At 72.6% G+C, this 26,553-nt stretch carries 25 protein-coding genes; 18 read left to right on the plus strand and 7 right to left on the minus strand.

The features are described 5' to 3' along the window. Positions 1-15 precede the first annotated feature (15 nt). From PSEJ31_RS0101390 to PSEJ31_RS0101465, 16 genes are all read left to right on the plus strand, one after another. On the plus strand, positions 16-681 hold the full coding sequence (locus PSEJ31_RS0101390) for a response regulator transcription factor (RefSeq protein WP_019398978.1): 666 nt from the start codon (positions 16-18) through the stop codon (positions 679-681). Positions 682-840: 159 nt separating this feature from the next. After that, positions 841-2,775 carry a glucans biosynthesis glucosyltransferase MdoH gene (gene mdoH, locus PSEJ31_RS0101395; RefSeq protein ID WP_232210959.1) on the plus strand — a complete coding sequence of 645 codons (1,935 nt, stop codon included), beginning with the start codon at positions 841-843 and terminating at the stop codon, positions 2,773-2,775. A 72-nt stretch (positions 2,776-2,847) separates the two neighbouring features. Continuing rightward, on the plus strand, positions 2,848-3,510 hold the full coding sequence (locus PSEJ31_RS0101400; protein WP_028914425.1) for a carboxylesterase: 663 nt from the start codon (positions 2,848-2,850) through the stop codon (positions 3,508-3,510). An 88-nt stretch (positions 3,511-3,598) separates the two neighbouring features. Further along, positions 3,599-4,327: a LytTR family DNA-binding domain-containing protein gene (locus PSEJ31_RS0101405; protein WP_198015012.1), complete on the plus strand. Its 729-nt coding sequence runs from the start codon at positions 3,599-3,601 to the stop codon at positions 4,325-4,327. A gap of 81 nt (positions 4,328-4,408) precedes the next feature. Further along, the gene (gene hemC, locus PSEJ31_RS0101410) at positions 4,409-5,314 is read left to right on the plus strand and encodes a hydroxymethylbilane synthase (RefSeq protein ID WP_019398830.1); all 906 of its coding nucleotides are present in this window, start codon (positions 4,409-4,411) and stop codon (positions 5,312-5,314) included. 148 nt (positions 5,315-5,462) lie between these two features. Further along, positions 5,463-6,431 carry a YafY family protein gene (locus PSEJ31_RS0101415; RefSeq protein ID WP_028914427.1) on the plus strand — a complete coding sequence of 323 codons (969 nt, stop codon included), beginning with the start codon at positions 5,463-5,465 and terminating at the stop codon, positions 6,429-6,431. A gap of 283 nt (positions 6,432-6,714) precedes the next feature. Next, positions 6,715-7,062, plus strand: coding sequence for a hypothetical protein (locus tag PSEJ31_RS17375; protein ID WP_028914428.1), 348 nt, complete (start codon positions 6,715-6,717; stop codon positions 7,060-7,062). Positions 7,063-7,161: 99 nt separating this feature from the next. Beyond that, on the plus strand, positions 7,162-9,273 hold the full coding sequence (locus PSEJ31_RS0101425; RefSeq protein ID WP_026010562.1) for a prolyl oligopeptidase family serine peptidase: 2,112 nt from the start codon (positions 7,162-7,164) through the stop codon (positions 9,271-9,273). Between the two features lie 97 nt (positions 9,274-9,370). Further along, positions 9,371-11,518 (plus strand): S9 family peptidase, encoded by a 2,148-nt coding sequence (locus PSEJ31_RS0101430; protein ID WP_232210960.1) that lies wholly within the window; start codon positions 9,371-9,373, stop codon positions 11,516-11,518. A gap of 96 nt (positions 11,519-11,614) precedes the next feature. Further along, positions 11,615-12,025 carry a YbaN family protein gene (locus tag PSEJ31_RS0101435; RefSeq protein ID WP_019398825.1) on the plus strand — a complete coding sequence of 137 codons (411 nt, stop codon included), beginning with the start codon at positions 11,615-11,617 and terminating at the stop codon, positions 12,023-12,025. Positions 12,026-12,074: 49 nt separating this feature from the next. Continuing rightward, a complete protein-coding gene (locus tag PSEJ31_RS0101440; protein ID WP_019398824.1) occupies positions 12,075-12,320 on the plus strand; it encodes a lipoprotein in 246 nt (81 codons plus the stop codon). After that, positions 12,307-13,152, plus strand: a complete 846-nt coding sequence (dapF, locus tag PSEJ31_RS0101445; protein ID WP_019398823.1) for a diaminopimelate epimerase — start codon at positions 12,307-12,309, stop codon at positions 13,150-13,152. Before PSEJ31_RS0101440 ends, dapF begins: the two co-directional genes overlap by 14 nt. Beyond that, positions 13,149-13,829, plus strand: a complete 681-nt coding sequence (locus PSEJ31_RS0101450; protein WP_019398822.1) for a DUF484 family protein — start codon at positions 13,149-13,151, stop codon at positions 13,827-13,829. Before dapF ends, PSEJ31_RS0101450 begins: the two co-directional genes overlap by 4 nt. A 66-nt stretch (positions 13,830-13,895) precedes the next feature. Further along, positions 13,896-14,777: a tyrosine recombinase XerC gene (xerC, locus tag PSEJ31_RS0101455; protein ID WP_028914430.1), complete on the plus strand. Its 882-nt coding sequence runs from the start codon at positions 13,896-13,898 to the stop codon at positions 14,775-14,777. A 147-nt stretch (positions 14,778-14,924) separates the two neighbouring features. Then, on the plus strand, positions 14,925-15,317 hold the full coding sequence (locus PSEJ31_RS15490; RefSeq protein WP_051403602.1) for a DoxX family protein: 393 nt from the start codon (positions 14,925-14,927) through the stop codon (positions 15,315-15,317). A 23-nt stretch (positions 15,318-15,340) separates the two neighbouring features. Continuing rightward, entirely contained in the window at positions 15,341-15,664 is a 324-nt protein-coding gene (locus PSEJ31_RS0101465) for an MmcQ/YjbR family DNA-binding protein (protein WP_019399940.1), read from the plus strand. A gap of 60 nt (positions 15,665-15,724) precedes the next feature. On the opposite strand, the gene PSEJ31_RS15495 is transcribed toward PSEJ31_RS0101465, so the two are convergent. Both PSEJ31_RS15495 and PSEJ31_RS0101475 read right to left on the minus strand, forming a co-directional pair. Beyond that, positions 15,725-16,132 carry a hypothetical protein gene (locus tag PSEJ31_RS15495; RefSeq protein ID WP_125075786.1) on the minus strand — a complete coding sequence of 136 codons (408 nt, stop codon included), beginning with the start codon at positions 16,130-16,132 and terminating at the stop codon, positions 15,725-15,727. A gap of 23 nt (positions 16,133-16,155) precedes the next feature. Further along, complete coding sequence (locus PSEJ31_RS0101475; RefSeq protein WP_028914431.1) at positions 16,156-17,316, minus strand: zinc-dependent alcohol dehydrogenase; 1,161 nt, start codon at positions 17,314-17,316, stop codon at positions 16,156-16,158. 563 nt (positions 17,317-17,879) lie between these two features. Here PSEJ31_RS0101475 and hslV point away from each other — a divergent pair. Beyond that, complete coding sequence (hslV, locus tag PSEJ31_RS0101480; RefSeq protein WP_019399937.1) at positions 17,880-18,431, plus strand: ATP-dependent protease subunit HslV; 552 nt, start codon at positions 17,880-17,882, stop codon at positions 18,429-18,431. Between the two features lie 159 nt (positions 18,432-18,590). Continuing rightward, positions 18,591-19,955 carry an ATP-dependent protease ATPase subunit HslU gene (gene hslU, locus PSEJ31_RS0101485; RefSeq protein ID WP_028914432.1) on the plus strand — a complete coding sequence of 455 codons (1,365 nt, stop codon included), beginning with the start codon at positions 18,591-18,593 and terminating at the stop codon, positions 19,953-19,955. A 57-nt stretch (positions 19,956-20,012) separates the two neighbouring features. Here the strand turns inward: hslU and PSEJ31_RS0101490 are convergent, their stop codons facing one another. From PSEJ31_RS0101490 to PSEJ31_RS0101510, 5 genes are all read right to left on the minus strand, one after another. Further along, the gene (locus tag PSEJ31_RS0101490) at positions 20,013-20,477 is read right to left on the minus strand and encodes a hypothetical protein (RefSeq protein ID WP_028914433.1); all 465 of its coding nucleotides are present in this window, start codon (positions 20,475-20,477) and stop codon (positions 20,013-20,015) included. 250 nt (positions 20,478-20,727) lie between these two features. Continuing rightward, positions 20,728-21,378, minus strand: coding sequence for a ligase-associated DNA damage response endonuclease PdeM (gene pdeM / locus PSEJ31_RS0101495; protein ID WP_028914434.1), 651 nt, complete (start codon positions 21,376-21,378; stop codon positions 20,728-20,730). Further along, positions 21,368-23,890 (minus strand): ligase-associated DNA damage response DEXH box helicase, encoded by a 2,523-nt coding sequence (locus PSEJ31_RS0101500; protein WP_051403603.1) that lies wholly within the window; start codon positions 23,888-23,890, stop codon positions 21,368-21,370. The genes pdeM and PSEJ31_RS0101500 overlap by 11 nt, the downstream gene beginning before the upstream one ends. Beyond that, positions 23,887-25,491 carry an ATP-dependent DNA ligase gene (locus tag PSEJ31_RS0101505; RefSeq protein WP_028914436.1) on the minus strand — a complete coding sequence of 535 codons (1,605 nt, stop codon included), beginning with the start codon at positions 25,489-25,491 and terminating at the stop codon, positions 23,887-23,889. Before PSEJ31_RS0101505 ends, PSEJ31_RS0101500 begins: the two co-directional genes overlap by 4 nt. Continuing rightward, positions 25,488-26,534, minus strand: coding sequence for a ligase-associated DNA damage response exonuclease (locus PSEJ31_RS0101510; RefSeq protein WP_028914437.1), 1,047 nt, complete (start codon positions 26,532-26,534; stop codon positions 25,488-25,490). Before PSEJ31_RS0101510 ends, PSEJ31_RS0101505 begins: the two co-directional genes overlap by 4 nt. Positions 26,535-26,553: the final 19 nt, after the last annotated feature.

Genomic DNA, 26,553 nt, shown 5'->3' on the forward strand with positions numbered 1-26,553 from the left:
CCAATCACGGCCCCTATGACCATCCTGATCGCCGACGACCATCCGCTGTTCCGCGAGGCCCTGCGCGGGGCGGTGCAGCGGATCCTGCCGGGCACCGAGCTGCACGAGGCCGACAGCGTGGACGCGCTGTACGCGCTGGTGGAGGCGCATCCGGACGCGGACCTGCTGCTGATGGACCTGAACATGCCCGGCGCGCACGGCTTCAGCGCCCTGGTGCACCTGCGCGCCCAGCACCCGCAGCTGCCGGTGGTGGTGGTCTCGGCGCGGGAGGAGCCGGGGGTGATGCGCCGGGCGCTGGACCACGGCGCGCTGGGCTTCATTCCCAAGTCGGCCGACTCGGAGACCATCGGCACCGCCATCAGCACGGTGCTGGACGGGGAGCGCTGGGCGCCGGCGGCTGCGGCCGCCGCCCCGGCGCTGAGCCGCGACGAGCAGGAAGTGGCCCAGCGCCTGCGCGAGCTGACCCCGCAGCAGTTCCGGGTCCTGCAGATGCTGGGCGAGGGCCGCCTGAACAAGCAGATCGCCTACGACCTGGGCGTGTCCGAGGCGACCATCAAGGCGCACGTCACCGCGGTGCTGCGCAAGCTGGGGGTGGGCAACCGCACCCAGGCCGTGCTGATGGCCGGACGCCTGGCAGTGGATCCGGACGGGCTGGTGGTGCCGCCGGAAGAACAGGACTGATGTCACAAAACCACGGCTAACCAACCCTTCGCAAGGCAAACACGCGGCTGAACGGGAATACTGCAACCCCGTGCCCAGCCCCTTGGTGCGGCGCACAATGATGCGACGCTTTCCTCCGGCCCCTCACCGGGCTCCGGAATGCGACCGAGGGAGACACCCGTGTTGCAAGTCATCGAATCCATCGGCCCCGCCGTCCAGCGGCGCCCCGCGCCGCTGCCGTCCCCGCGGCCGCTGGCCGCCGAGGCCTGGCTGCCGCCGGCCACGCCGCTGCCGATGCCGCGCCAGTCCCTGCGCGAAGGCGAGCTGGCCAGGGTCCGGCCGGCCACCTCGCCGGCCCGCGTCGGCTGGCGACGCGCCGCGGTGGTCGGCTCCACCGCCGTGCTCACCGCCGCCGCCAGCCTGGGCATGACCCAGGTGCTGCGCATTGGCGGCCTGAGCCTGCTGGACCTGATCCTGCTGGGCCTGTTCGTGGCCCTGTTCGCCTGGATCGCGCTGTCGGCGGTGACCGCCTTCGCCGGCTTCTGCGTGCTGCTGTCCCGCCGGCGCAATCCGCTGGGGCTGTCGGCCGACGGCCCGCTGCCGCGCCTGCGCACCCGCACCGCGCTGCTGATGCCGACCTACCACGAGGACCCGGCGCGGGTCCTGGCCGGCCTGCAGGCGGTGTACGAGTCGGTGGCGGCCACCGGGCAGCTGGACGCATTCGATTTCTTCGTGCTCAGCGACAGCCGCCGCCCGGAAGTGGTGGCGGCCGAGGTCGAGCAGTTCCGCGCCCTGCGCGAGCGCCTGGGCGCCGAGGGCCGGCTGTTCTACCGCTGCCGCTCGGACAACCGCGGGCGCAAGGCCGGCAACATCGGCGACTGGGTGCAGCGCTTCGGCGGCGCCTACCCGCAGTTCCTGATCCTGGACGCCGACAGCGTGATGAGCGGCCAGACCCTGGTGCGCCTGGCCGGGGCGATGGAGGCGCATCCGGGCGTGGGCCTGCTGCAGACCCTGCCGCGGGTGGTCAATGGCAACACCCTGTTCGCGCGCATGCAGCAGTTCGGCGGGCGCGTGTACGGCCCGGTGATTGGCCATGGCGTGGCCTGGTGGCACGGTGCCGAGAGCAACTACTGGGGCCACAACGCGATGGTCCGCACCGAGGCCTTCGCCGCGCACTGCGGCCTGCCGGAGCTGCCGGGGCGGGAGCCGTTCGGCGGCCACGTGCTGAGCCACGACTTCGTCGAGGCGGCGCTGATGCGGCGCGCCGGCTGGGCCGTGCACCTGGTGCCGGAGCTGGGCGGCAGCTACGAGGAGGGCCCGCCCTCGCTGAGCGACATGATGGTGCGCGACCGCCGCTGGTGCCAGGGCAACCTGCAGCACATGAAGGTGGTCGGCAGCGCCGGCCTGCACTGGGTCAGCCGCAGCCACATGCTGGTCGGCATCGGCCATTACTTCACCGCGCCGATGTGGGCCATGCTGATGCTGGTCGGCCTGGCGATCCCGCTATACCACGCCGACCTGGCCTGGGACGGCTTCCAGCTGGCCGGGTTCTCGCCGATCGAGTACTGGACCCGGCACGACGCCGAGCGCGTGGCCTGGCTGTTCGCCGCGACCATGCTGGTGCTGTTCCTGCCCAAGATCCTGGGTTTCCTGGCCATGCTCGCCGACCCGGCCGAGCGCCGTGGCTGCGGCGGCGCGGCGCGCGCCTTCGCCGGCGTGCTGATCGAGAGCGTGCTGGCCGCGCTGATGGCGCCGATCGTGATGTTCCGGCAGTCGCGCGGCGTGGCCGAGGTGCTGGCCGGCCGCGATTCCGGCTGGGAAGCGCAGCAGCGCGACGACGGCAGCGTGCCGCTGTCGGCGCTGGTGCGCAGCTACGGCGGCATCACCCTGTTCGGCGCGTTCATGGGCCTGCTGTCCTGGGCGGTGTCGCCCGGGCTGGCGCTGTGGATGCTGCCGGTGGTGGCCGGCATGGTGCTGTCGATCCCGACCGTGTGGCTGACCTCCTCGCGCCAGGCCGGCCAGTGGCTGCGCCGGCACCGCCTGCTGTGCATCCCCGAGGAACTGCAGCCGCCGCCGGTGCTGCGCCGCGCCGCCGAACTGCGCGCCCGCGCCTGAGCCGCGACGGTGCCCGCGGCGGCGCCTGCCGCCAGCGGGCATACTGTGGGGCTTCGTTTTCCGGGGAATCCCATGCTGCTGCAGACCGTCGAACAGGAAACCGGCGCCAACCCGCAATGGACCGTGCTCTGGCTGCACGGACTGGGCGCCGACGGCCACGACTTCGCCCCCATCGTCCCGGAGCTGGTGCGTCCGCACTGGCCGGCGCTGCGTTTCGTGTTCCCGCACGCGCCGGTGCGCCCGGTGACCATCAACGGCGGGGTACCGATGCGCGCCTGGTACGACATCGTCGGCATGGACTTCGCCACCCGCGCCGACGCGGCCGGGGTGGAGGAATCGATCGAACAGGTCGAGGCCCTGATTGCCCGCGAGGCCGAGCGCGGCATCCCCGCCTCGCGCCTGCTGCTGGCCGGGTTCTCCCAGGGCGGCGCCATCACCTTGGCCACCGGCCTGCGCCGGCGCGAGCCGCTGGCCGGCCTGGTCGCCCTGTCCACCTACCTGCCCGGCGGCACCGCGGCGGCAGCCGCGCGCGAGCCCAACGCGGTGGCCCAGCTGGTGTTCTTCGCCCATGGCAGCGCCGACCCGGTGGTCGCCTTCCAGCACGGGCAGGCCAGCGCGCGCGCGCTGGAGCAGGCGGGTTTCGAGGTGGAATGGCACCACTACCCGATGGCCCACCAGGTCTGCGCGCAGGAGATCGCCGACCTCGGCGACTGGCTGGAACGCCGCTTCCGCTGAGGCGCGGAACGGGGGGGCGGCGAGGACGGATGGCGGCCGGCCGCCGGCGCGGCTACCATGGCCGCGGGGAAAATCCGCAATCCGCCTGATGCACAGCCTGAAGCTGGTGATCGCCGACGACGAGCCGCTGGCGCGCGAGCGCCTGCGCACGCTTCTTGCCGGCGATGCAGGAGTCGAAGTGGTGGCCGAGGCCGGCGACGGCAGCGAGGCTCTGGAGGCCTGCGCCCGCCACCAGCCGCACGCCGTGCTGCTGGACATCGCCATGCCCGGCATGGACGGGCTGGAAGTGGCGCGGCGCCTGGCCGGCAGCGACCCGGCCACCGCGGTGGTGTTCTGCACCGCCTACGACGAGCACGCGCTGTCGGCGTTCGAGGCCGCGGCGATCGACTACCTGGTCAAGCCGGTGCGCCCGGAGCGGCTGGCCGCCGCGCTGGAGCGCGTGCGCGCGTTCCTGGCCGGGCGCGGCAACGCCGTCCCGGCGCAGCGCCGCACCCAGCTGTGCGCGCGCCTGCGCGGCAGCCTGCGGGTGATCCCGCTGGAGGACGTGCGCTATCTGCAGGCCGAGGAGAAGTACGTGGTCGTGCACCACGCCCGCGGCCAGGACCTGATCGAGGAATCGCTGAAGTCGCTGGAAGAGGAGTTCGGCGACCTGTTCGTGCGCATCCACCGCAACTGCCTGGTGGCGCGCCGCGAACTGTCCGAACTGCGGCGCGGCCCGGACGGCCACGTCCAGGCCCTGCTGCGCAGCGGCGGGCCGGCCCTGGAGGTCAGCCGGCGCTGCGTGCCGGTGCTGCGCCAGGCCCTGCAGCAGCCCTGAGCGCCAGCCGGGCAGGGGCAGGCCACCGGCGCAAGCGTTCCGCGCAAGGCGCCGGGGGCGTGCTTCGCCGATAATGCGCGCATGGACACCCTGCGCATCGCCACCCGCAAGAGCCCGCTCGCCCTGTGGCAGAGCGAATACGTCGCCGCCCGCCTGCGCGCGGCCCATCCCGGCCTGGAGGTGGTGCTGGTGCCGCTGAGCACCCGCGGCGACGAGGTCCTGGACCGCTCGCTGGCGGCGATCGGCGGCAAGGGCCTGTTCCTCAAGGAACTGGAGCTGGCGATGCAGCGCGGCGAGGCCGACTGCGCGGTGCACTCGCTCAAGGACGTGCCGATGGAGCTGGAGCCGGGCTTCGCCCTGCCGGCGGTGCTGGAGCGCGCCGACCCGGCCGATGCCTTCGTCAGCAACGCCTGCGCCGACCTGGACGCATTGCCGCAGGGCGCGGTGGTCGGCACCTCCTCGCTGCGCCGCCAGGCGCAGCTGCGCGCGCGCCGCCCGGACCTGCAGCTGCGCGACCTGCGCGGCAACGTCAACACCCGCCTGGCCAAGCTCGACGCCGGCGAGTACGACGCCATCGTGCTGGCGTGCGCCGGCCTGCAGCGGCTGGGCCTGGACGCGCGCATCCGCTCCCGCCTGCTGCCGCCGCAGTGGCTGCCGGCGCCGGCGCAGGCGGTGGTGGCCTGCGAGTGCCGCGCCGGCGACGAACGCACCCTCGGCCTGCTGTCGGTGCTGGAGCACGCGCCCACCCGCACCGTGATCGAGGCCGAGCGCGCGCTCAACCGCAGCCTGCACGGCAGCTGCCACGTGCCGGTGGCCGCCTACGCGGAGCTGCGCGGTGACCGCCTGCACCTGCAGGCCCTGGTCGGCTCGGCCGCCGACGGCCGCGCCGTGCGCGCCGAAGGCGAGGGCCCGGCCGCCGACCCGGCGGCGCTGGGCCGGCGCCTGGCCGCCGAGCTGCTGGAGCGCGGCGCCGGCGAGTTCCTGTAGGCCCCGCGCCCGCCCGCACGCCCCGTGCCGCAGCTGGCGCGAGCCGCGCCGGTGGGCCGGGTGCCTGCGAGCCAGGCAAGCGCGGCCGGCAGGGCGGGTCGCCCGGCCTCCGTCGCAGCGGGCCCTGCAACCGCGCATAATCGCGGGCATGGACCGCTACGAACGCATCAACGCGCTGCACCGCATCCTCAAGGCGGCGCGCTACCCGGTGACCGTGCCGCGGCTGCAGGAGGAGCTGGGCTGCTCCCGGGCCACCGTCTACCGCGACCTGGCCTTCCTGCGCGACGCGCTGATGGCGCCGGTGGAGGGCGACGGCGAGGCGGGCTTCCGCTACGCGGCGGCCGAGAGCGAGCGGTTCGAGCTGCCGGGGCTGTGGCTCAGCTCCGAGGAGCTGTACGCGCTGCTGGCCTCGCAGCAGCTGCTGCGGCGCACCGGCGCCGGGGTGCTGTCCAGCGTGCTGGCGCCGCTGCAGCAGCGCATCGAGGGCCTGCTTGCCGCCCAGGCTGGCACTAGCCGCTGGCCGGTGGAGCGGGTGCGGGTGATCCCGCACCGCGGCCGCCGCCTGGACGAGACCAGCTTCCGCACCGTCGCCTCGGCGGTGCTGGAGCGCAAGCGCCTGGCCTTCGAATACCGCGCCCGCTCCACCGACGAGATCACCCGGCGCAAGGTCTCGCCGCAGCGGATCACCCATTACCGCGACAACTGGTACCTGGATGCCTGGGACCACGAGCGCGAGGGCCTGCGCAGCTTCGCCGTGGACCGGATCAGCCAGGCGCGGCTGCTGGACGAGCCGGCGCACGATGTCGAGGACGGCGTGCTGGACCAGCACTTCGCTTCCAGCTACGGCATCTTCTCCGGCGAGCCCAAGGGCTGGGCGACCATCGTGTTCAGCCCCAAGGTCGCGCGCTGGGTGGCCGACGAGCACTGGCACTCGCGCCAGCAGGGCCGCTTCCTGCCCGACGGCCGCTACGAGCTGAAGGTGCCCTACAGCGTCTCGCGCGAGCTGCTGATGGACGTGCTGCACTACGGTGCCGATGCCGAGATCGTCGAGCCGGCGGTGCTGCGCGAGCAGGCCAAGAGCCTGCTTTCGCTGGCGCTGGCGCAGTACGACCGCTGAGGCGGGGGCCATGCTTCCCTCTTCCTCCCGGGGATAGGGGAAGGGCCCGGCAACCCGGCGCCGGCTGGGGCCCGCAAGAAGCGGAACTCCGGGCTCCCCGGGCGCGGGCACCGGTTGCAGCATTGCCCGCAAAGTCGGTGTGCTTCCGTAGGCCCTGGCAGTGATCGCTGCGGCTGGAGCCCGGCTCTCGCCCCCGACCTCCCCGCAGGCGGAGGGGGTACACCATCGCAGCCGGTGAGATGGCCCCCCGGCAACCTGCGCCTCCCAACAAGGAGCCGCAGCCATGTCGAACTGGTCGCCTACCCCCGCCGCCGCCCCCCGCCAACCCGAAGCCGCCGGGGCTCCGGAATCGAACCTGGAAAGGCTGTTGCGCTACTGGTTCGCCACCGGCCTGCTGGGCGTATGCCTGGTGCCGCCGCTGCGCGGTTCCTCCGAGTGGATCGGCTGGTGGCCGCTGTGGCTGGTGGGCATGCCGCTGGCGGCATGGTGGGCGCTGCACCGTTTCCGCCTGCCGCCGGCGCTGCCGGCCGCCGCGCGCCGCCTGCGCCAGCTGCGGCCGCGGGTCCAGGCCCGCCGCCGCGGGGGGGGGGGGCGCCGGGCTTCCGGCTTCGGCCGCCGCGCGGCCGCCTGAGCGCGGCCGGGACCGCCACGGGCCCCTGACCATCGGCATGCGTACGTCCGGCGGGCGCTGTGCTAGCTTCGCCGGCTGTCCCAGTTTCACGGAGTGCGTATGTCGCGTCTTGCCCAGGCCTGCCTCGTCGCCGGTCTCGCCGCCGCCGGGGTGGCCCATGCCCAGGAGCCCAACATGGCCGACGATCCGTACCAGTGGCTGGAGGACGTGACCGGCGAGCGCCAGCTGGCCTGGGTCCGCGCCCAGAACGCCCGGACCGACGCCGCCCTCGCCTCCACGCCCGAGTTCAAGGCCATGGAGGCCGGCATCCGCGAGGTGCTGGACTCCGACGCCAAGATCCCCGGGGTGCAGAAGATCGGGGGGTACTACTACAACTTCTGGAAGGACCGTAACCACGAGCGCGGCGTCTGGCGCCGCACCACGCTCGAGGAGTACCGCAAGCCCAATCCCGCCTGGGAAACGATCCTCGACCTCGACGCGCTGAACAAGGCCGAGGGCGAGAACTGGGTGTGGCACGGCGCCGACTGCCTGCGCCCGGCCTACGAGCGCTGCCTGATCGCGCTGTCGCGCGGCGGCGCCGACGCCGACGTCACCCGCGAGTTCGACCTCGAGCGCAAGGCCTGGGTCGAGGGCGGCTTCTTCCGGCCCGAGGCCAAGGGCGGCCTGAACTGGATCGACCAGGACACCGTCTACGTCTACACCGACTTCGGCGACGGCTCGACCACCGAGTCCGGCTACCCGCGCATCGTCAAGCGCTGGAAGCGCGGCACCCCGCTGGAGTCGGCCGAGGTCGTGTACGAGGGCAAGGACGACGACATGTACATCGCCGCCTTCCACGACGACACCCCGGGCTTCGAGCGCGACTTCGTCAGCCGCACCATCGCCTTCTACAACGACGAGCTGTACCTGGTCGGCAAGGACGGCAAGCTAGCCAAGGTCGACGCGCCCAACTCGGCCAACAAGGGCGTCAAGCGCCAGTGGCTGACCCTGGAGCTGCGCGAGCCGTGGTCCGTGGGCGGCCGCACCTACGCCGCCGGTTCGCTGCTGGCGGCCAACTTCGACGAGTTCATGGCCGGCAAGCGCGAGTTCGAGGTGCTGTTCGAGCCGACCGAGCGCAGCTCGCTGGCCAGCTTCGCCTGGACCCGCTCGCACCTGGTGCTCAACGTGCTGGAGGACGTGAAGAACCGCCTGCACGTGCTGACCCCGGCCGCCGGCGGCTGGAAGCGCAGCGAGTTCGTGGGCGCGCCGGCGTTCGGCACCCTGGCCGTGGGCGCGGTGGACAGCGACGAATCCGACGCGGTGTGGCTGACCGCCACCGACTACCTGACCCCGACCACGCTGTCGCTGGCCGCCATCGGCCAGCAGCCGGAGCAGCTGAAGTCGATGCCGTCGTTCTTCGACAGCAGCAAGCACGCGATCGAGCAGCACTTCGCCACCAGCAAGGACGGCACCCGCGTGCCGTACTTCCTGGTGCGGCCGAAGGACCTGAAGCTGGACGGCAAGGCGCCGACCCTGCTGTACGGCTACGGTGGCTTCGAGATCTCGCTGACCCCGTCGTACTCCGGCGGCCTCGGCCGCGCCTGGCTGTCGCGCGGCGGCGTGTACGCGGTGGCCAACATCCGCGGCGGCGGCGAGTACGGCCCGCGCTGGCACCAGGCCGCGCTCAAGCAGAACCGGCACAAGGCCTACGAGGACATGGCCGCGGTCGCGCAGGACCTGGTCAAGCGCAAGATCACCTCGCCGCAGCACCTGGGCGTGCAGGGCGGCAGCAACGGCGGCCTGCTGACCGGCAACATGCTGACCCAGTACCCGGAGCTGTTCGGCGCGGTGGTGGTGCAGGTGCCGCTGCTGGACATGAAGCGCTACAACAAGCTGCTGGCCGGCGCCTCGTGGATGGCCGAGTACGGCAACCCGGACACTTCCGACTGGGAGTTCATCAGGACCTTCTCGCCGTACCACCTGTTCGACCCGGCGAAGGAGTACCCGCCGGTGATCTTCCTCACCTCCACCCGCGACGACCGCGTCCACCCGGGCCACGCGCGCAAGATGGCGGCGAAGATGATCGATGCCGGCAAGGACGTGACCTACTACGAGAACATCGAGGGCGGCCACGGCGGCGCGGCCAACAATGCCCAGGCCGCGCACATGAGCGCGCTGGCCTACGCCTTCCTCTGGCAGCGCCTGAGCCAGCCGGCCAAGGCCAAGAAGTGATCCCTCGCGCCCCCGGCCCCGGCCGGGGGCGCCTGGTTCCGGGGTCCGCGCGCGCGCGGACCCTTCCGTTTTCCATCCCGGGACCGCATCGATGAGAATGCCCTTCCTGTTCGCACTTGCCCTGCTGATGACCACGCCCCCCGCCATCGCCGCCCCGCCCGACGCCGAGCGCAAGCCGTTCACGGTGACCGCCCCGTTCGGCGCCTCCCGCCAGGACGACTACTACTGGCTGCGCGACGACACCCGCCAGGACCGCCGCATGCTGGCCTACCTGGAGGCCGAGAACGCCTACGCCGACCAGCTGCTGGCGCCGCTGAAGCCGCTGCAGGAGAAGCTGTACGGGGAGATCGTCGCGCGCATCAAGCAGGACGACAGCTCGGTGCCGTACCGCGAGCGCGGCTGGTGGTACTACTCGCGCTACGAGAAGGGCAAGGACTACCCGGTCCACGCCCGCCGCAAGGACGGCCCCGGCGTGGACGCGGTCGCGATCCAGGCCGCCAACGAGGCCGGCGACTTCGCCGCCGAGCAGGTGCTGCTGGACGTCAACCAGCTGGCCGCCGGCAAGGACTACTTCAGCGTCGGCGACTACGAGGTCAGCCCCGACAACACCCTGCTGGCCTGGGCCGAGGACGACGTCGGCCGCCGCCAGTACACCATCCGCTTCCGCAACCTGGCCACCGGCGAGGTCTACCCGGACACCATCAAGGGCGTCTCGCCCAACCTGGTGTGGGCCGACGACAACCGCACCCTGTTCTACGTCGAGAACGACCCGGAAACGCTGCTGACCGTGCGCGTGAAGAAGCACGTGCTGGGCACCCCGGCGGAGCAGGACCAGCTGGTGTACGAGGAGGAGGACGATTCCTTCTACATGGGCATCGGCCGCACCCGCGACGACAAGTACATCACCATCGGCCTGGACAGCACCGTGTCCTCCGAGGTCCGCTACGCCCCGGCCGCGGACCCGCGCGAGTTCCGGGTGCTGGCGCCGCGCCAGCGCGACGTGGAGTACGACGCCGACCACCACGGCGGCCGCTGGGTGATCCGCACCAACGCCGACGGCGCCACCAACTTCAAGCTGGTCACCGCGCCCAGCGACGCCACCTCGCGCAAGCAGTGGCAGGACTGGCTGCCGCACGACCCCGAGGTGTTCATCGAGGAGTACGAGCTGTTCGACGGCTTCACCGCGGTCGGCGAGCGCTCCGGCGGCCTGGAGCGGGTGCGCATCCTGCGCGCCGACGGCAGCCAGCAGTACGTGGCGGCGGACGAGCCGGCCTACTCGATGGGCCTGTCGGTCAACGCCGAGCCGGACACCCAGTGGCTGCGCTACGGCTACACCTCGCTGACCACCCCGGCCACCACCTACGAGCTCAACGTGGCCACCGGCGAGCGCCGCCAGCTCAAGCAGCAGGCGGTGCCGGGCTACGACCCGTCGCAGTACGCCACCGAGCGGCTGTGGGTGGAGGCGCGCGACGGCGTGCGCATCCCGGTGTCGCTGGTCTACCGCAAGGGCTTCCGGAAGGACGGCACCGCGGCGCTGTTCCAGTACGCCTACGGCAGCTACGGCATCTCCATGGACCCGGGCTTCAACGGCCCGGTGGTGAGCCTGCTGGACCGCGGCGTGGTCTACGCCATCGCCCACATCCGCGGCGGCCAGGAACTGGGCCGCAAGTGGTACGAGGACGGCAAGCTGCTGCGCAAGCAGAACACCTTCAACGACTTCGTCGACGTGACCCGCGCCCTGGTCGCGCAGGGCTATGCCGCGCCGGGCCGGGTCGCGGCCATGGGCGGCAGTGCCGGCGGCCTGCTGATGGGCGCGGTGGCCAACCAGGCGCCGCAGGACTACAAGGTGATCGTGGCCCAGGTGCCCTTCGTGGACGTGGTCACCACCATGCTCGATCCGTCGATCCCGCTGACCACCAACGAGTACGACGAGTGGGGCAACCCGGAGCAGCCGCAGTACTACGAGTACATGCTCAAGTACTCCCCGTACGACAACGTGCGCGCCCAGGCCTACCCGGCGATGTTCGTCGGCACCGGCCTGTGGGACTCGCAGGTGCAGTACTGGGAGCCGGCCAAGTGGGTGGCGAAGCTGCGCGACCTCAACACCGGCAGGGCGCCGATCGTGTTCCGCACCAACATGGACGCCGGCCACGGCGGCAAGTCCGGCCGCTTCCGCCGCTTCCGCGAGCAGGCCGAGTACTACGCCTTCGTGCTCGACCAGCTGGGCGTGGCCGAAAAGCCCTGACCCGGGCGCGTGCGCGGGCCTGCCGCCCGCGCACGCCATGCCGTCCGTGGCCGGGCGGCCACGGACGCGCCACGCCCGCCGGCCTATGATGCGCCGATGGGCAACCGCGACCGCTTCCGCTGGGCCTGGTGGCTGCTGGCCTACGCCAGCCTCGGCGTGGGCATCCTCGGCATCTTCCTGCCGGGCCTGCCGACCACGGTCTTCATCCTGGTCGCGGCCTGGGCCGCGGCACGCGGCTCCGAGCGGCTGGAACGGCGGCTGCTGGAGCATCCGCGCTTCGGTCCGGTGATTGGCGCCTGGCGCCAGCACCGCGCGGTACCACGCCGGGCCAAATGGGCGGCGACCTGGGCGATGCTCGCCTGCGCCGCGGTCCTGCTGGGGGTGATGCTGGCCGTGCCCTCGCACCGCGCCTGGATGGTGGTGCTGCCGGTTGCCTGCATGGCCGTGGTCGGCACCTGGCTGTGGCTGCGCCCGGAGCCACCGGAGGGCGCCGATCCGCCGCCGTGAATGGCAGCCGGCGAACCGGCCTGCACCAGCGCGTCGCTATACTCGGCGCATGGACACCATCCGACGTTCCGCCTTCCTCCTGGCACTTGCCGCGCTGCCGCTGCTGGCCGCCTGCGGCAACAAGGGCCCGCTGGTCATGCCGCAGAAGCCGGTCCCGGTCGAGGACCCGGCGCCCGCGCCGCCGGCCAGTTCCCCGGTGGAGCCGGACGCGCCCGCGCCGGGCGACGTTCCCACCACCCCGGCCGAGCCGCTGCCCGTGCCGGAGGACGCAGGCGCGGACGATGGCGATGGCTGAGCGCCTGCGCTTCAGCAAGATGCACGGGGCCGGCAACGACTTCGTCGTGCTGGACCTGCGCGATGGCAGCCCACCGCCGGACGCGGCACTGGCCGCGCGCCTGGCCGACCGCCACCGCGGCGTGGGCTGCGACCAGATCCTGACCATCGAGCCGCCGCGCAGCGCCGGCGCGGTGGCCGCCTACCGCATCTGGAACGCCGACGGCAGCCCCTCGGGGCAGTGCGGCAACGGCGCGCGCTGCGTGGCCGCCTGGCTGGTGCGCGACGGTGCCGCCCGCGGCGAACGCTTCGTGGTCGACAGCCCCGCCGGCATCCACCAGGTGCAGGTACTGGGCGACGACCGCTACGCGGTCGACATGGGGGCGCCGCGCTTCGCCCCGGCTGCGGTGCCGCTGGCCGGGTTCGAGGCCGAGGCGGCGGAGTACGCGCTGGAGCTCGATGGCCGCCGCGTCGTGTTTGGCGCGGTGTCGATGGGCAATCCGCACGCGGTGATCGAGGTAGGCGACGTGGGCACAGCCGACGTGGCCGGGCTTGGCGCCGCCCTGCAGGCCTCGCCCGCGTTCCCGCAGTCGGTCAACGTGGGCTTCGCCCAGGTGCTGGCGCCGGACCACGTGCGCCTGCGCGTGTACGAGCGCGGCGTGGGCGAGACCCTGGCCTGCGGCAGCGGCGCCTGCGCCGCGGTGGCCGCGCTGGTGCGGCGCGGCCGCATCGCGCGGCAGGCCACGGTGTCGTTGCCGGGCGGGGACCTGCGCATCGGCTGGGCGGCCGACGACGCACCGATCATCATGGCCGGACCGGCCGCATTCGTATTCGAAGGGGAGTGGCAGGCATGAGCGAGACCCAGGAGAAACTCGGCGCGCACGAGGTGGCTGCCTGGCTGCGCCGGCACCCGGATTTCCTCAAGCAGTTCCCCGACCTGGCGCAAAGCCTGGTGGTGCCGCGCGAGGACGGACGCACCGCCTCGCTGGCCAGCTACCAGCTGGAGGTGCTGCGGGAGAAGAACCGCGAGCTGTCGCGGCGGCTGGCCGACCTGTCGGCCAACGCCCAGGTCAACGAGCAGCTGGCGGTGCGCACCCACCAGCTGACCCTGTCGCTGATGCGCCAGGACAGCCGCGCCGAGACCCTGCGCGCGATGGCCGCCTCGCTGGCCGAGGACTTCGCCGGCGACCTGGTGCGGATCGTCTCGTTCCGCCCGGTGGCGGGCCTGGAGGACGCCGAGTGGCTGCGCGTGGTGGCCGAGGACGCGCCGGAACTGGGCGCGTTCCGCGACGCGCTGGCCTCCGGCGAGCCGCTGTGCGGGCGCCTGCAAGCGGACAAGAACGCGGTGCTGTACGGGCAGGCGCGCGAGCAGGTGCAGTCCAGCGCGTTGCTGCCGCTGGCCGGCACCGGCCTGGTCGCGGTCGGCAGCCACGACCCGAACCGCTTCTACCCGGGCATGGGCACCCTGTTCCTGCGCATGATGGGCGAGGCCCTGGCCACCGCGCTGGCGCGCTTCGACGCCCAGCCCTGAGCCCGGCACGCGCCCGCCGCGCCGCGGCGGGCGCATGATGCGACCCATGTCCCCGGCCCCGGCGCCATGACCACGAACGGCATCGACGATTTCCTCGAGCACCTGCGGGTGGAGCGGGCGATGTCGCCGCACACCCTGGACGCCTACCAGCGCGACCTGCAGGCGCTGCAGGACTGGGCTGCCGCGCGCGGCGCCGCGGCCGCCCGCCTGGACGGCGCGCAGCTGCGCGAGTTCATCGCCAGCGAGCACCGCCGCGGGCTGTCGCCGACCAGCCTGCAGCGGCGCCTGTCCGCCTGCCGCAGCTACTACGCCTGGCTGCTGAAGCACGGCGCGATCGCCGCCAGCCCGGCCACCGGCCTGCGCGCGCCGCGCGCCCCGCGCAAGCTGCCCCAGGTGCTGGACGTGGACGAGGCGGTGCAGCTGGTGGAAGTGGACACCGACGCCCCGTTGGGCCTGCGCGACCGTGCCCTGCTGGAACTGTTCTATTCCTCCGGCCTGCGCCTGAGCGAGCTGTGCGCGCTGCGCTGGCGCGACCTGCAGCTGGAGGAAGGACTGGTCACGGTGCTCGGCAAGGGCAGCCGCCAGCGCACCGTGCCGGTGGGCTCGCACGCGCGCCGCGCGCTGCAGGAGTGGCGCAAGTCCACCGGTGCAGGCGCCGACGATTTCGTGTTCCCCGGCCGCGGCGGCCGCCCGATCAGCCCGCGCGCGGTGCAGGTGCGGATCCGCCAGCTGGCCGCGCGCCAGGGGCTGTTCAAGCACGTGCACCCGCACATGCTGCGGCACAGCTTCGCCAGCCACGTGCTGGAGTCCTCCGGCGACCTGCGCGGCGTGCAGGAACTGCTCGGCCATGCCGACATCGCCACCACCCAGATCTATACCCACCTCGATTTCCAGCACCTGGCGAAGGTCTACGACGCCGCGCACCCGCGCGCCCGGCGCAAGGGCTAGCGGCGGGCGGCGCAGGCCGGCCCGGAGATGCCCCGCAGGCGATTCCGGCGTACCCTGCCTGCGTCGCCCCGCCGGGTTCCAGCGGCGGGCCATCCTGGGCAGGGTAGCGCCGCAACCGGCAGCGCCCGCGGGCAGTGGAGGACGAGGATGCATTCCCGCGACGAGAAGCTGTGGACCGTGCTGCGCCTCGTGCTGGCGGTGCTGATCGCCGCGCATGGCTGGGCACGCCTGTTCGCCGGCGCGGTGGCGCCGTTCGGGCAGTGGCTGGACGGCCTGGGCTTCATGATCGGACCGGTGATCGCCTGGGGCGTGACGCTGTACGAGATCGTCGGCTCGGCCCTGTTCGCGCTGCGCCGTTTGGTGTTCCCGCTGAGCCTGGGCTTTGCCGCGATCTACCTGGCGGGACTGGTGCTGGTGCACCTGCCCGAGGGCTGGTTCGTGGTCGGCCTGGGCCGCAACGGCATGGAGTACAGCGTGCTGCTGGTCTGCGCCCTGCTATGCGTGGGCACGCATTACCGGGAGTCGCGACCGCGCTCCTGAAGCCCGGCACCCGGAGGCTACCAATGAAGCCGGAACAACTGCGCCAGTACGCGCTCTCACTGCCGGAGGCCAGCGAGGCCCCGCACTTCGACTACGCCTCGTTCCGGGTCGGGGGCAGGATCTTCGCGACCATGCCGCCGGACGGCAAGCACGCGCACCTCTTCCTCGACGACGAGCAGCGGGAACTGGCGGTCCGTTTGCATCCGGCCTGGGTCGAGACCCTGACCTGGGGCAGCAAGGCGGTGGGGGTGCGCATCCGCCTGGCCGGCGCCAACCCGAAGATCGTGGCCGCGCTGGTCCGCCTGGCCTGGGAGCGCCGGGCGCCCAGGGCGCTGCGCGGCGGCTGAGGCGCCGGGACGCCGCAGCCGCGTGCCAGCGGCGCTGGCCAGGATCGAAGTTCCGGCCGCTCAGTCGCGCCGCAGCAGCCACCAGGCCGCCAGCCCGATGCCCAGCCCGGCGATGATGGCCTTGGCCGGCGAGCGGCGCACGTCCTGGCACAGGCCCTCGACGATGTTCACCCGGTCGGCGGCAACCAGCGCCAACCAGTGGCCGATGTCGTTCTCGCTGCGGCGGAAGGCGGCGCGGCGGATCGCGCCGCTGAGGCCCTTCGGTGGAAGGCGGGTGCCGAACGTGCGCGAATGCTCCGGCCGCTCGACCGACTTGAGCACCTCGACGGTCATCGGCTGCCGCGGCGGCGGCTCGCTCCACGGCACGTCCAGCCGTGGTGGGGTGCGTTCCATTGGCACAGCCGGGCGGTTCCCGCGTTCCAGGTCCGAACCCCAGCCGGGGATGTGGGCGTAGCTGCTGCGATCCATGGTCTGCTCCTGTGCGCGCCGGCTCATGCTTCCGCCCGCGCCGAAGGCGGGACCAGCACGGTCTTGATGCAGTTGTCGCGCTTGTTGACGAAGATGTCGTAGGCGTCGGCCACGTCCTCCAGCGGGATGCGGTGGGTGATGACCTCGCGCGGGGAGATGTGGCCTGCGCGGATGTGCTCGATCAGCCGCGGCAGGTGGCGCTTCACGCTGGCCTGGTTCATGCGCAGGGTCAGGCCCTTGTTCACCGCGTTGCCGATCGGAATCATGTTGAAGGTCGGCCCATAGACACCGACGATCGAAATGCGCCCGCCCTTGCGCGCGCTGTTGATTGCCCAGTGCAGGGCGATCGGCGAGCCGGCCTGCAGCATCAGGATCTTCCCGGTGATGCCGTGGAACGCGCTGCCGGTGGCGTCGCAGCCGACCGCGTCGATGCACACGTCCGCGCCCAGCCAGTCGGTGATCTTCTTCAGGTGGGTGGCGACGTCATCGGCCTCGCGGAAGTTGACCGTCTCGGCGTGGGCGAACTTCTTCGCGAACTCCAGGCGGTAGTCCTCGCAGTCGACCACGATCACCCGGCCGGCGCCGAAGAACCACGCGCTCTTGGCCGCGAACAGGCCGACCGGACCGGCGCCGAACACGACCACGGTGTCGCCCTCGCGGATGCTGCCCATCTCCGCGGCCTGGTAGCCGGTGGGGAAGGCGTCGGTCAGCAGCACCGCGTCCTCGATGTGGATGTCCTCGGGGATCACGGTCGGGCCGACGTCGGCGAAGGGCACGCGCACGTACTCGGCCTGGCCGCCGTCGTAGCCGCCGGCGGTATGGGTGTAACCGTAGAAGCCACCCATTGCGCTGGCCTGCGAATTGACGTTGTGGCAGTTGCCGTACAGCTCCTTCTGGCAGAAATAGCAGCTGCCGCAGAAGATGTTGAACGGCACCAGCACCCGGTCGCCCACCTTCAGGTTCTGCACCGAGGGCCCGACTTCCTCGACCACGCCGCAGAACTCGTGGCCGATGATCGAGCCGACCCGGGTGTCGGGCACCAGGCCGTTGTAGATATGGATGTCCGATCCGCAGATGCAGGTGCGGGTGACGCGCACGATGGCATCGTTCGGATGCTCGATCTCCGGCTCGGCGACATGCTCGATGCGCATCTTGCGGGGGCGGCGGTAGGTGGTGGCCAGCATTGGGATCTCCACTCGGATTGCTGCGCCGGGGGCCCGGCCAGGCGTACGACCTTGGCGCCAGAGCCGTGAACAGCACGCGTCGCCGACGTGGCGGGGGCGTGGAGGTGCCGCGCCGGAGCCTGCACGTTCTGCAGTGCCGACGGTCCGGCAGATGCTCCGCAGCCGCCTGCCAGCCGCCGCGGGCCGGACCCGCGGGCGGCAGGCCGCCAATCGCGGGCAGGAACCCGGCCGGTGCCGCGTCCGCGTGCGGTGGATGGACTTGCGGCGACGCGGCCTTGCCGGGCCCGTGGAAGGGGATCGCACGCGCAGCTGCCAGCGAGGCGTCGCGTGCGGAGACTGCCCGCCGCGGTCCCGGTTGCCGCGAGCGGTGGACTGCTGGGCTGCGGCCTGGATGGCGTGGCGATGGCGGGCCTGGCCTGGCCCCGGTGGGGATCCGGGCCCTGGATGCCCGATGGGCTTGCGCGCGGTGGTCATCGCCGGCGGGCGCCAGGCCTGGCGGCGGCCGGCTTGAACCGGTCCGGGTCAGCCCCCACTGAGGGAGCTATCGATCCCCGGAGTGCCGCATGGACCCCAGCCAGAACCCCAATGTGTTCCACGCCACCACCATCGTCTGCGTGCGCCGCGGCGACAAGGTGGCCATCGCCGGCGACGGCCAGGTGACGCTTGGCCACACGGTGATGAAGGGCAACGCGCGCAAGGTGCGCCGCCTGGGCCGCGACGGCCAGGTACTGGCGGGCTTCGCCGGCGCCGCCGCCGACGCCTTCACCCTGTTCGAACTGTTCGAGGCCAAGCTTGAGAAGCATGGCCAGCTGACCCGCGCCGCGGTGGAGCTGGCCAAGGACTGGCGCACCGAGCGCCGCCTCGGCAAGCTCGAGGCCCTGCTGGCGGTGGCCGACAAGGAAACCTCGCTGGTCATCAGCGGCACCGGCGACGTGATCGAGCCGGAGGACGGCATCATCGCCATCGGTTCCGGTGGCAGCTACGCGCTGTCGGCCGCGCGCGCCCTGCTGGCGCATACGCAACTGGACGCCCGCACCATCGCCACCGAGGCGATCGGCATCGCCGGCGACATCTGCATCTACACGAACCGCAACGTGGTGGTCGAAGAGCTGTGAGGAAGAACCGGGATTCAAGAGCCGGGATTCGTGATTCGGGATTGGTGATTCGTAGAGAGCAAAGCGCTCCTTCAACTCACTTCCGTCGCGAACCGGCCCGGTGCTGCTTCTTCCAGCCACAAATCACGAACCACGAATAACGAATCACGGATCCCCCAGATGACCGCGAACAATTCCCCGACCATGACCCCGCGCGAGATCGTGCAGGAGCTGGACCGCCACATCGTCGGCCAGCAGGCCGCCAAGCGCGCGGTCGCGATCGCCCTGCGCAACCGCTGGCGGCGCATGCAGCTGGACCCGGAGCTGCGCAACGAGGTGATGCCGAAGAACATCCTGATGATCGGCCCCACCGGCGTGGGCAAGACCGAGATCGCGCGGCGCCTGGCGACGCTGGCCAACGCCCCGTTCGTCAAGGTCGAGGCCACCCGCTTCACCGAGGTCGGCTACGTGGGCAAGGACGTGGAGCAGATCATCCGCGACCTGGCCGATACCGCGGTCAAGATGTACCGCGAGCAGGCCAAGGCGCGCGTGCGCCTGCAGGCGGAGGAACGCGCCGAGGAGCGCATCCTCGACGCGCTGCTGCCGCGCCGCGCGGTGCCGGGCTTCGGCGGCGGCACCGCCGAGGTGCAGGTGTCCGGCCCGGAGGATTCCACCCGCGCCAAGTTCCGCCGCATGCTGCGCGACGGCGAGCTGGACGACCGCGAGATCGAGCTGGAGCTGGCCGCCGCCGCCCCGGGCGTGGACATCATGACCCCGCCGGGCATGGAGGAGATGGGCCAGCAGCTCAAGCAGATGTTCGCCAGCCTCGGCGGCGGCCGCACCCACAAGCGCACCCTGACCATCCGTGCCGCGCGCCCGCAGCTGATCGAGGAGGAGGCCGCGCGCCTGGTCAACGAGGACGACGTGCGCGCCGCGGCGATCGAGGCCTGCGAGCAGCACGGCATCGTGTTCATCGACGAGATCGACAAGGTCGCCAAGCGCGGCGAGAACGTGGGCGGCGGCGACGTCTCCCGCGAGGGCGTGCAGCGCGACCTGCTGCCGCTGGTGGAAGGCTCCACCGTGTCCACCAAGTACGGCACGGTCAGGACCGACCACATCCTGTTCATCGCCTCCGGCGCCTTCCACCTGGCCAAGCCCTCGGACCTGATCCCGGAGCTGCAGGGCCGCTTCCCGATCCGCGTGGAACTGGGCGCGCTGAGCAAGGAAGACTTCGTGCGCATCCTCACCGAGCCCAAGGCCGCGCTGACCCGGCAGTACGTGGAGCTGCTGGCCACCGAGGGGGTGAAGCTGGAATTCACCACCGATGCCATCGAGCGCATCGCCGAGATCGCGGCCCAGGTCAACGAGCGCCAGGAGAACATCGGCGCCCGCCGCCTGCACACCGTGCTCGAGCGCCTGCTCGACACCCTCAGCTACGAGGCCCCGGACCGCGATGGCCAGGCGATCACCATCGACCGCGCCTACGTGGACCAGCACCTGGGCGAACTGGTGCAGGATCCGGACCTGAGCCGCTACATCCTCTGAGCGGTCGCGACGCCTGGCATGGAAGGGCCGGCACCATGGCGGTGCCGGCCCTTCTTGCTAGCGGAAAGCCGCCTGGGCGCGCCCGCGCAGCGCAACGCCGGTGCGCGACCTGGCCACGCCGGCTTTCTTCGCGCTCCCGGCCGAAGGCTCGCGCGGCGCGGCCGCGGTCGTCGCGCGCCGGCCCGGGCGCGAGGCGGCGGCGTTGTTGCCGAGTGCCAGCTCGCCCATCACATCGGATGATTCGCGGTTGATCCGGGCCAGCTGTGCCTCGAATTGCTCCAGGGCGCGGCTGAACAGCTGCTCCTTGCGCAAGGTGCGCGTGATCGTGGCCGATTCCCTGGAGCGTCCCTGCGTGGTTGCCGCCACGCGCTGGCGCTGGGCCAGGTCGCGCTGGCGGTCGCGCAGTTCGCGGGTGCGCCGGATCAGGGTGGCCAGCTGTTTCACTTCGTACGGCCCGCGCGCCTGCAGCAGCTGCTTCTCGCGGGCATTGAGCAGGGCGGACTGGGCGGGCGTCATCCTCATCTGAGGTCCTCCGTCTTCGTCGGGCGTGCCCTGGATCATGCGGAGCACGGCGTGCAGGCCGTGCGACTTGTGCCGCCCCGCGGGCCACGCGCCACCCGGCGGACGTGCCCCGGGTCTGCTTCGCGATCTGCGAGCCTCCGCGCGCGTCATGCAGCGGAATCGCCGATGCCTGCTTCACTGCGCCGGCGGTGGTGGCGCGTTCCTCGGCGGCTGGTGGCTGGCGCTTTAGAGGGCCTTCATCGCACAGCGTTCAGCGCGGCCATGGCGGCAGGGCGAAGGCCTCGTCCTCGACGCACGCCACCAGGCGCTCGCCCGGCTGCTGCATCGGCACCACGCCGGCGGTGAAGGCCGAGAACGCCGGCAGCACGGTCAGGCGCTCGCGCAGCCAGAACGCCGGCCAGCGCCGGCGCATGCCGGGCAGGGCGGCCAGGGGGTGCAGGTGGCCGCACAGCACGTGCGCGTCCGGCGCCGGGCGCGGCTCGTGGCGCAGCAGGAACGGGCCATCGCGCTGTTCGCTGCCGGCGTCCTCGACACCCAGCGCGGCCGCGTCCAGGGCGCGGTCGTGGTTGCCGCGCAGCACGCGGATGCGCAAGCCGGGATGGCCTGCGCGCCAGGCCTGCCACGCCGCCAGCCAGTGTGCGCGCGGTGCCGGGCCGTGCAGGAGGTCGCCGAGGATCCACAGCACCTGGGCCGGATGCGCGGCCAGCAGGGCATCCAGGCGCTGCAGGTCGTGCGCGGTGCCGCCGCCGGGGATGGCGATCCCCGCGCGGCGGAAGGCATCGCCCTTGCCCAGGTGCAGGTCGGCCACCAGCAGGGCGCGCGCGCGTGGCCGGTACAGCGCGCGTGCGCCAAGCAGCCGCACCGGTTCGCCGGCCAGTTCCGTACGCCAGTCAGCGTCCATGGCGACGCTCCAGCCGCTCGGCGGCGCGGCGCACGCGGGTGCGCCAGTCCTCGGTGCTGAGCTGGCCGCGCTGGCCCTCGGCCCACAGCGGGAACGACAGCGGGGTCAGCCCCGGCGGCCGGGCCAGGACCAGCGCGCGCGCGCCGCGGTCGCGCAGCACCTGTTCCAGCCGGTCCAGTTCCAGTTCGCCTTCCAGCACCTCGCGCTCGGCCTGGGCCAGCAGCAGGTGCCCGGGATCGTGGCGGCTCAACACGTCGAACAGCAGCCCGGAGGAGGCCTGCAGCTGGCCCAGGCTGCGCAGCTGGCGGCCCGGCAGCGTGGGCACCAGCAGGCCGGAGACGCGCGCGATCTCGCGGAAGCGGCGGCGTGCCAGTTCGCTGAGGTTGAGCGCCTGGCGCAGGTCCTCCGCCAGTGCCTGTGGCGAGAACATCGCCTGCAGCAGGCCTTCGTCCACCGGCACCGGCTGCGCCGGCGACAGCACCAGGCCGTAATCGTTGGCGGCGAAGGCGAAGCTGTTGCGCTGCAGCCGACCCCAGCGCAGGGCGAACAGCGCAGCCAGGCCTTCGTTCACTTGGCGCCCGCCGAACGGGTATGCGAACAGGTGCAGGCGCCCGCGCAGTGTGACCTGCTCGGCCAGCAGCCGGCCGGGCCCGGGCAGGGCGGACAGGCGTTCCTGCAATGCCAGCAGCGGCGCCAGCGCGCGCAGTTCGGGCGAGCCGTCGGGCGTGCCCAGCAGCTGCTCCACCTCGTCGGCCAGCTGCGAGGACAGCGGCATGCGCCCGCCGCGCCAGGTCGGCACTGCACCCTCGCCACCGCGCACGGGCCGCACGTAGGCGGTCATGTCCTCCAGGCGCACCAGCTCCAGCAGGCGCCCGGCGAACTGGAAGCGGTCGCCGCGGCGGAGGCGGCCGACGAACTGTTCCTCCACCGCACCGAGCCGACCGCCGCGCAGCATGCGCACGGTGACGCTGCCATCGCTGGTGATGGTGCCGATCGACAGCCGGTGGCGGCTCGCCACGCGGCGGTCTTCGACCACGTAGCGGCCGTCTTCCGCGCGGACCACCTTGCGGAAGTCCGGGTAGTGCGAGAGCGCGCGGCCGCCCTGGACGATGAAGTCCAGCACCGCCCGCCAGGTCGCATCGTCCAGCCCGGCGAAGGCGTGGGTGCCGCGCACCTCGGCCAGCAGCGCATCCGGCTCGAAGCCGCCGGCCAGCGCGCAGCTGACGCAGTGCTGGGCCAGCACGTCCAGCGGGCACCGCGGTGGCGGGCGCGCTTCCACCCGGCCGCTGCGGAGCGCATGGCGGGCGGCGGCGAACTCCAGCAGTTCCAGCGCGTGCGTGGGAACGCAGGTGATCGCGCCGGATTCGCCGGGACGGTGGCGTGCGCGGCCGGCGCGCTGCAGGAGGCGCGCCACGCCCTTGGGGCTGCCCAGCTGCAGCACCTGGTCCACCGCCGGGAAATCCACGCCCAGGTCCAGGCTCGAGGTGGCCACCACGCAGCGCACCGTGCCCTCGCGCAGTCCCTGCTCGGCGGCGCCGCGCAGGGCCGGGTCCAGCGAGCCGTGGTGCAGGGCGAGGGTGGCCGGATCCTCGGGCCAGACCGCAGCGAGCGCCTGGTGCCAGAGTTCGGCCTGGGCGCGGGTATTGGTGAACAGCAGGCTGCTGCGCACCGCCAGCAGCCGCTCCAGCACGCGCGCCAGCTGGCCCAGGCCCAGATGCCCGGCCCAGGGGAAGCGTTCACGGCCCTCGGGTCGCAGCGTCCGCACCGCCACCGTGCGGGCGCGGGGGCTGCCGACCAGGGCCGCACCGGGAACGTGAGGCAGCAGCACCTCGCGTGCCTGCCCGAGGTTGCCCAGCGTGGCCGACAGGCCCCAGATGCGCAGCCCGGGGCGCAGCGCGCGCAGGCGCGCGAGGTTGAGTTGCAGCAGCACGCCGCGCTTGTTGCCCAGCAGCTCGTGCCACTCGTCGACCACCACCATGTCCAGCGCGCGCAGGCGCTCCGGCGCGTCGGGATAGGACAGCAGCAGGGCCAGCGATTCCGGCGTGGTCACCAGCGCGTCGAGCCCGCCCTCGCGCGCCAGGCGGCGGTCGCGCGCGGAGGCGTCGCCGGTGCGCTGGCCCACGCGCCAGTCCAGGCCCAGCGCCGCTGCCGGCTCGCGCAGCGCGCGGGTGGTATCGCTGGCCAGCGCGCGCAGCGGGGTGATCCACAGCAGGCGCAGGGGATGCGCCTCGGCGGCGCGCATGCGGCGCTTCGTGGCTGGCGCGGATTCGGCGCGTGCCAGCGCCTCGAGCAGGGACGCGCCGGCCACCGCCAGGGTCTTGCCGCTGCCGGTGGGCGTGTGCAGCAGGCCTGACTCGCCAGCCAGGGCGCGGCGCCAGACCTCGCGCTGGAAACGCAGCGGAATCCATTCGCGTTGCGCGAACCAGGCATCCAGTTGCCGGCGCGCGCGACGCAATGCGGCCGCGGTCGGCCGCGGAGGCGCCGGTGGCGTGGCCGGCGGCGCGCCGCTCATCGCGCCAGCGCCTGCAGCGTGGCCAGCACGTCGGCCTCGGCGGCCGGCTTGTCGTGGCGCCAGCGCAGGATGCGCGGGAAGCGCACGGCAATGCCGGACTTGTGCCGGCTGCTGCGGTTGACTGCTTCGAAGCCCAGCTCGAACACCTGCACCGGTTCCACCGAGCGCACCGGGCCGAAGCGTTCCAGGGTGTGCGCGCGGATCCAGCGGTCGAGTTTCAGGATCTCGGCGTCGTCCAGCCCGGAGTAGGCCTTGGCCACCGGCACCAGGGCGCCGTCGTGCCACAGGCCGAAGGTGTAGTCGGTGAACAGGGTGCTGCGCCGGCCATGGCCGGCCTGGGCGTAGATCAGCACAGCGTCGATGGTCAGCGGGTCGATCTTCCACTTCCACCAGTCGCCGCGGCGGCGGCCGGACTGGTAGGCGGCACTGGCGCGCTTGAGCATCAGGCCTTCCACGCCGCGCCCGCGCGACTGCATGCGCAGCGCGGCGGCGTGCTCCCAGCTGGCGGGCTGCACCTGCGGCGACAGCGCGATGCGCGGGCCAACCAGCGCCGCCAGCACCCGTTCCAGCCGCGCGCGGCGCTGCAGTTGCGGCAACGCGCGCAGGTCCTGGCCATCGAGCTCCAGCAGGTCGTATGCCACCACCCGCACCGGCGTGTCGGCCAGGGTCTTCGCGCCCGGCTTGCGCCGCTGGATTCGGGTCTGCAGCGCGGTGAACGGCAGCGGCGCATCCTCGCCATCGCGCCAGGCCAGCAGTTCGCCGTCGATCACCGTCCCGTCCGGCAGCGCCGCGGCGGCCTGTTCGATCTCGGGGAAGCGGCCATCCAGGCGCTCCTCGCCGCGCGACCACAGCGCCACCTCGCCGGCGCGGCGCAGCAGCTGCACGCGGATGCCGTCCCACTTCCATTCCAGCAGCCAGTCTTCGATCGGGCCCAGGTTCCCGGGTTCGGCTTCCAGCGGCGAGGCAAGGAAGAACGGATAGGGTTGCTGGCGGTCGCCTGGTTGCTCTTCCGGGTCCAGCAGGTGCTGCATCCAGGCCGCATCGGGCGTCCAGGCGCCAAGCATGCGCTGGGCAATGCGGGCGATATCCACCCCGGACAGCTCGGCCAGCGCCTGCTGCACCAGTCGCTGCGACACACCCACCCGCAGCGAGCCGGTCAGCAGCTTGTTGAAGGCCAGGCGCTCGTCGAAGCACAGGCTGCGCCAGGCCTCGATGATCGCGGCGCGACGTACTTCCGGCACGGCATTGGCCAGCGGCAGCAGGCGCCGTTCGATCCATTCCGACAGCGGCACGTCGGCGCCGGCATCGGGCGGGTCGTCCAGCAGCAGGGTCACGGTCTCGGCCAGGTCGCCCACCTGCGAGTAGCTGTCGTCCACCAGCCAGCCGGGAAGGCCGGCGACTTCGCCCACCCAGGCGCGCAGTTCGCCGCTGGCGGCGATCTTGCGGCCGGCGCCGGAGATCTTGCCGCCGGACAGCAGGTGCAGGGCCCAGGCGGCGTCGGCCGGCGGCGCATCGCGGAAATAGGCGACCAGGGCCGCGCGCTTGTCGCCGGTGGCGGTGCTGCGGTCCAGTTCCCGGTAGAGCGCGGCGAAGCGCCTCATGTGCCCGGCTCCTGCGGCTCGCCGGCCGCTGCGGCGTCCTGCAGGGTTTCATCGCCGTAGCCGGTGTGGAAGGACTCGGCGGCCACGCCCTGTTCGCACAGGTGGCGCACCAGGGCGTCGGTGTTGCCGTGGGTGGCGATGATCCGGCGCGCGCCGGTGTCGGCGATGGTGCGCAGCAGGTCGGGCCAGTCGGCGTGGTCGGAGATGACGAAGCCGCGGTCCACGTTGCGCCGGCGGCGGTTGCCGCGGATCCGCATCCAGCCGGAGGCAAAGCCGTGCTGGGCGCGACGGAAGCGCCGCAGCCAGGCGCTGCCTGCGGCCGAGGGCGGGGCGATCACCAGGCGCCCGGCGCAGTCGGCGTTGCGTGGCAGGTCCGAGACGCGTTCGGTATCGAGCATCGCGATGCCGGCCTGGCGGTAGACCTGCACGCCGGCGTCGATCGCACCGTGCAGCAGCGCTGGCACGTCATCCAGTCGGCGCAGTTCGGCCAGCACGCGCTGCGCCTTGCCCAGCGCGTAGCAGTACAGGATCGCGGCCTCGCCGCGCTCGGCGCATTGCCGCCGCCATTGCACGATGTCGGCCGCGACCTGGCGCGTGTCCGGCCAGCGGTACACAGGCAGCCCGAAGGTCGCCTCGGTGATGAAGGTGTCGCACTGGACCGGTTCGAACGGAGCACACGTGGGATCGGGCTGGCGCTTGTAGTCGCCCGAGGCGACCCAGACCTGGCCATCGGCCTCGATCCTTACCTGCGCCGAGCCCAGTACATGCCCGGCCGGATGCAGCGACACGCGTGCCCGGCCGAGGGTGAAGGCCTTGCCGTAATCGTGCGCGTGCACCACCTGCCCGCCCAGGCGCCAGCGCAGGATCGGAATGCTGTCGCGACTGCAGTGGTACTCGCCCATGCCGCCGCGGGCGTGGTCGCCATGGCCATGGGTGATGACCGCGCGCGGCACCGGCCGCCACGGATCGATGTGGAAATCGCCGGGCGGGCAGTAAAGCCCTTCCGGGCGCAGGACGACCAGGTCGTCGGGGGACTCGGGCATGGCCCGAGTCTCGGCCGGC

Source organism: Pseudoxanthomonas sp. J31 (assembly GCF_000510725.1).
Taxonomy (GTDB): domain Bacteria; phylum Pseudomonadota; class Gammaproteobacteria; order Xanthomonadales; family Xanthomonadaceae; genus Pseudoxanthomonas.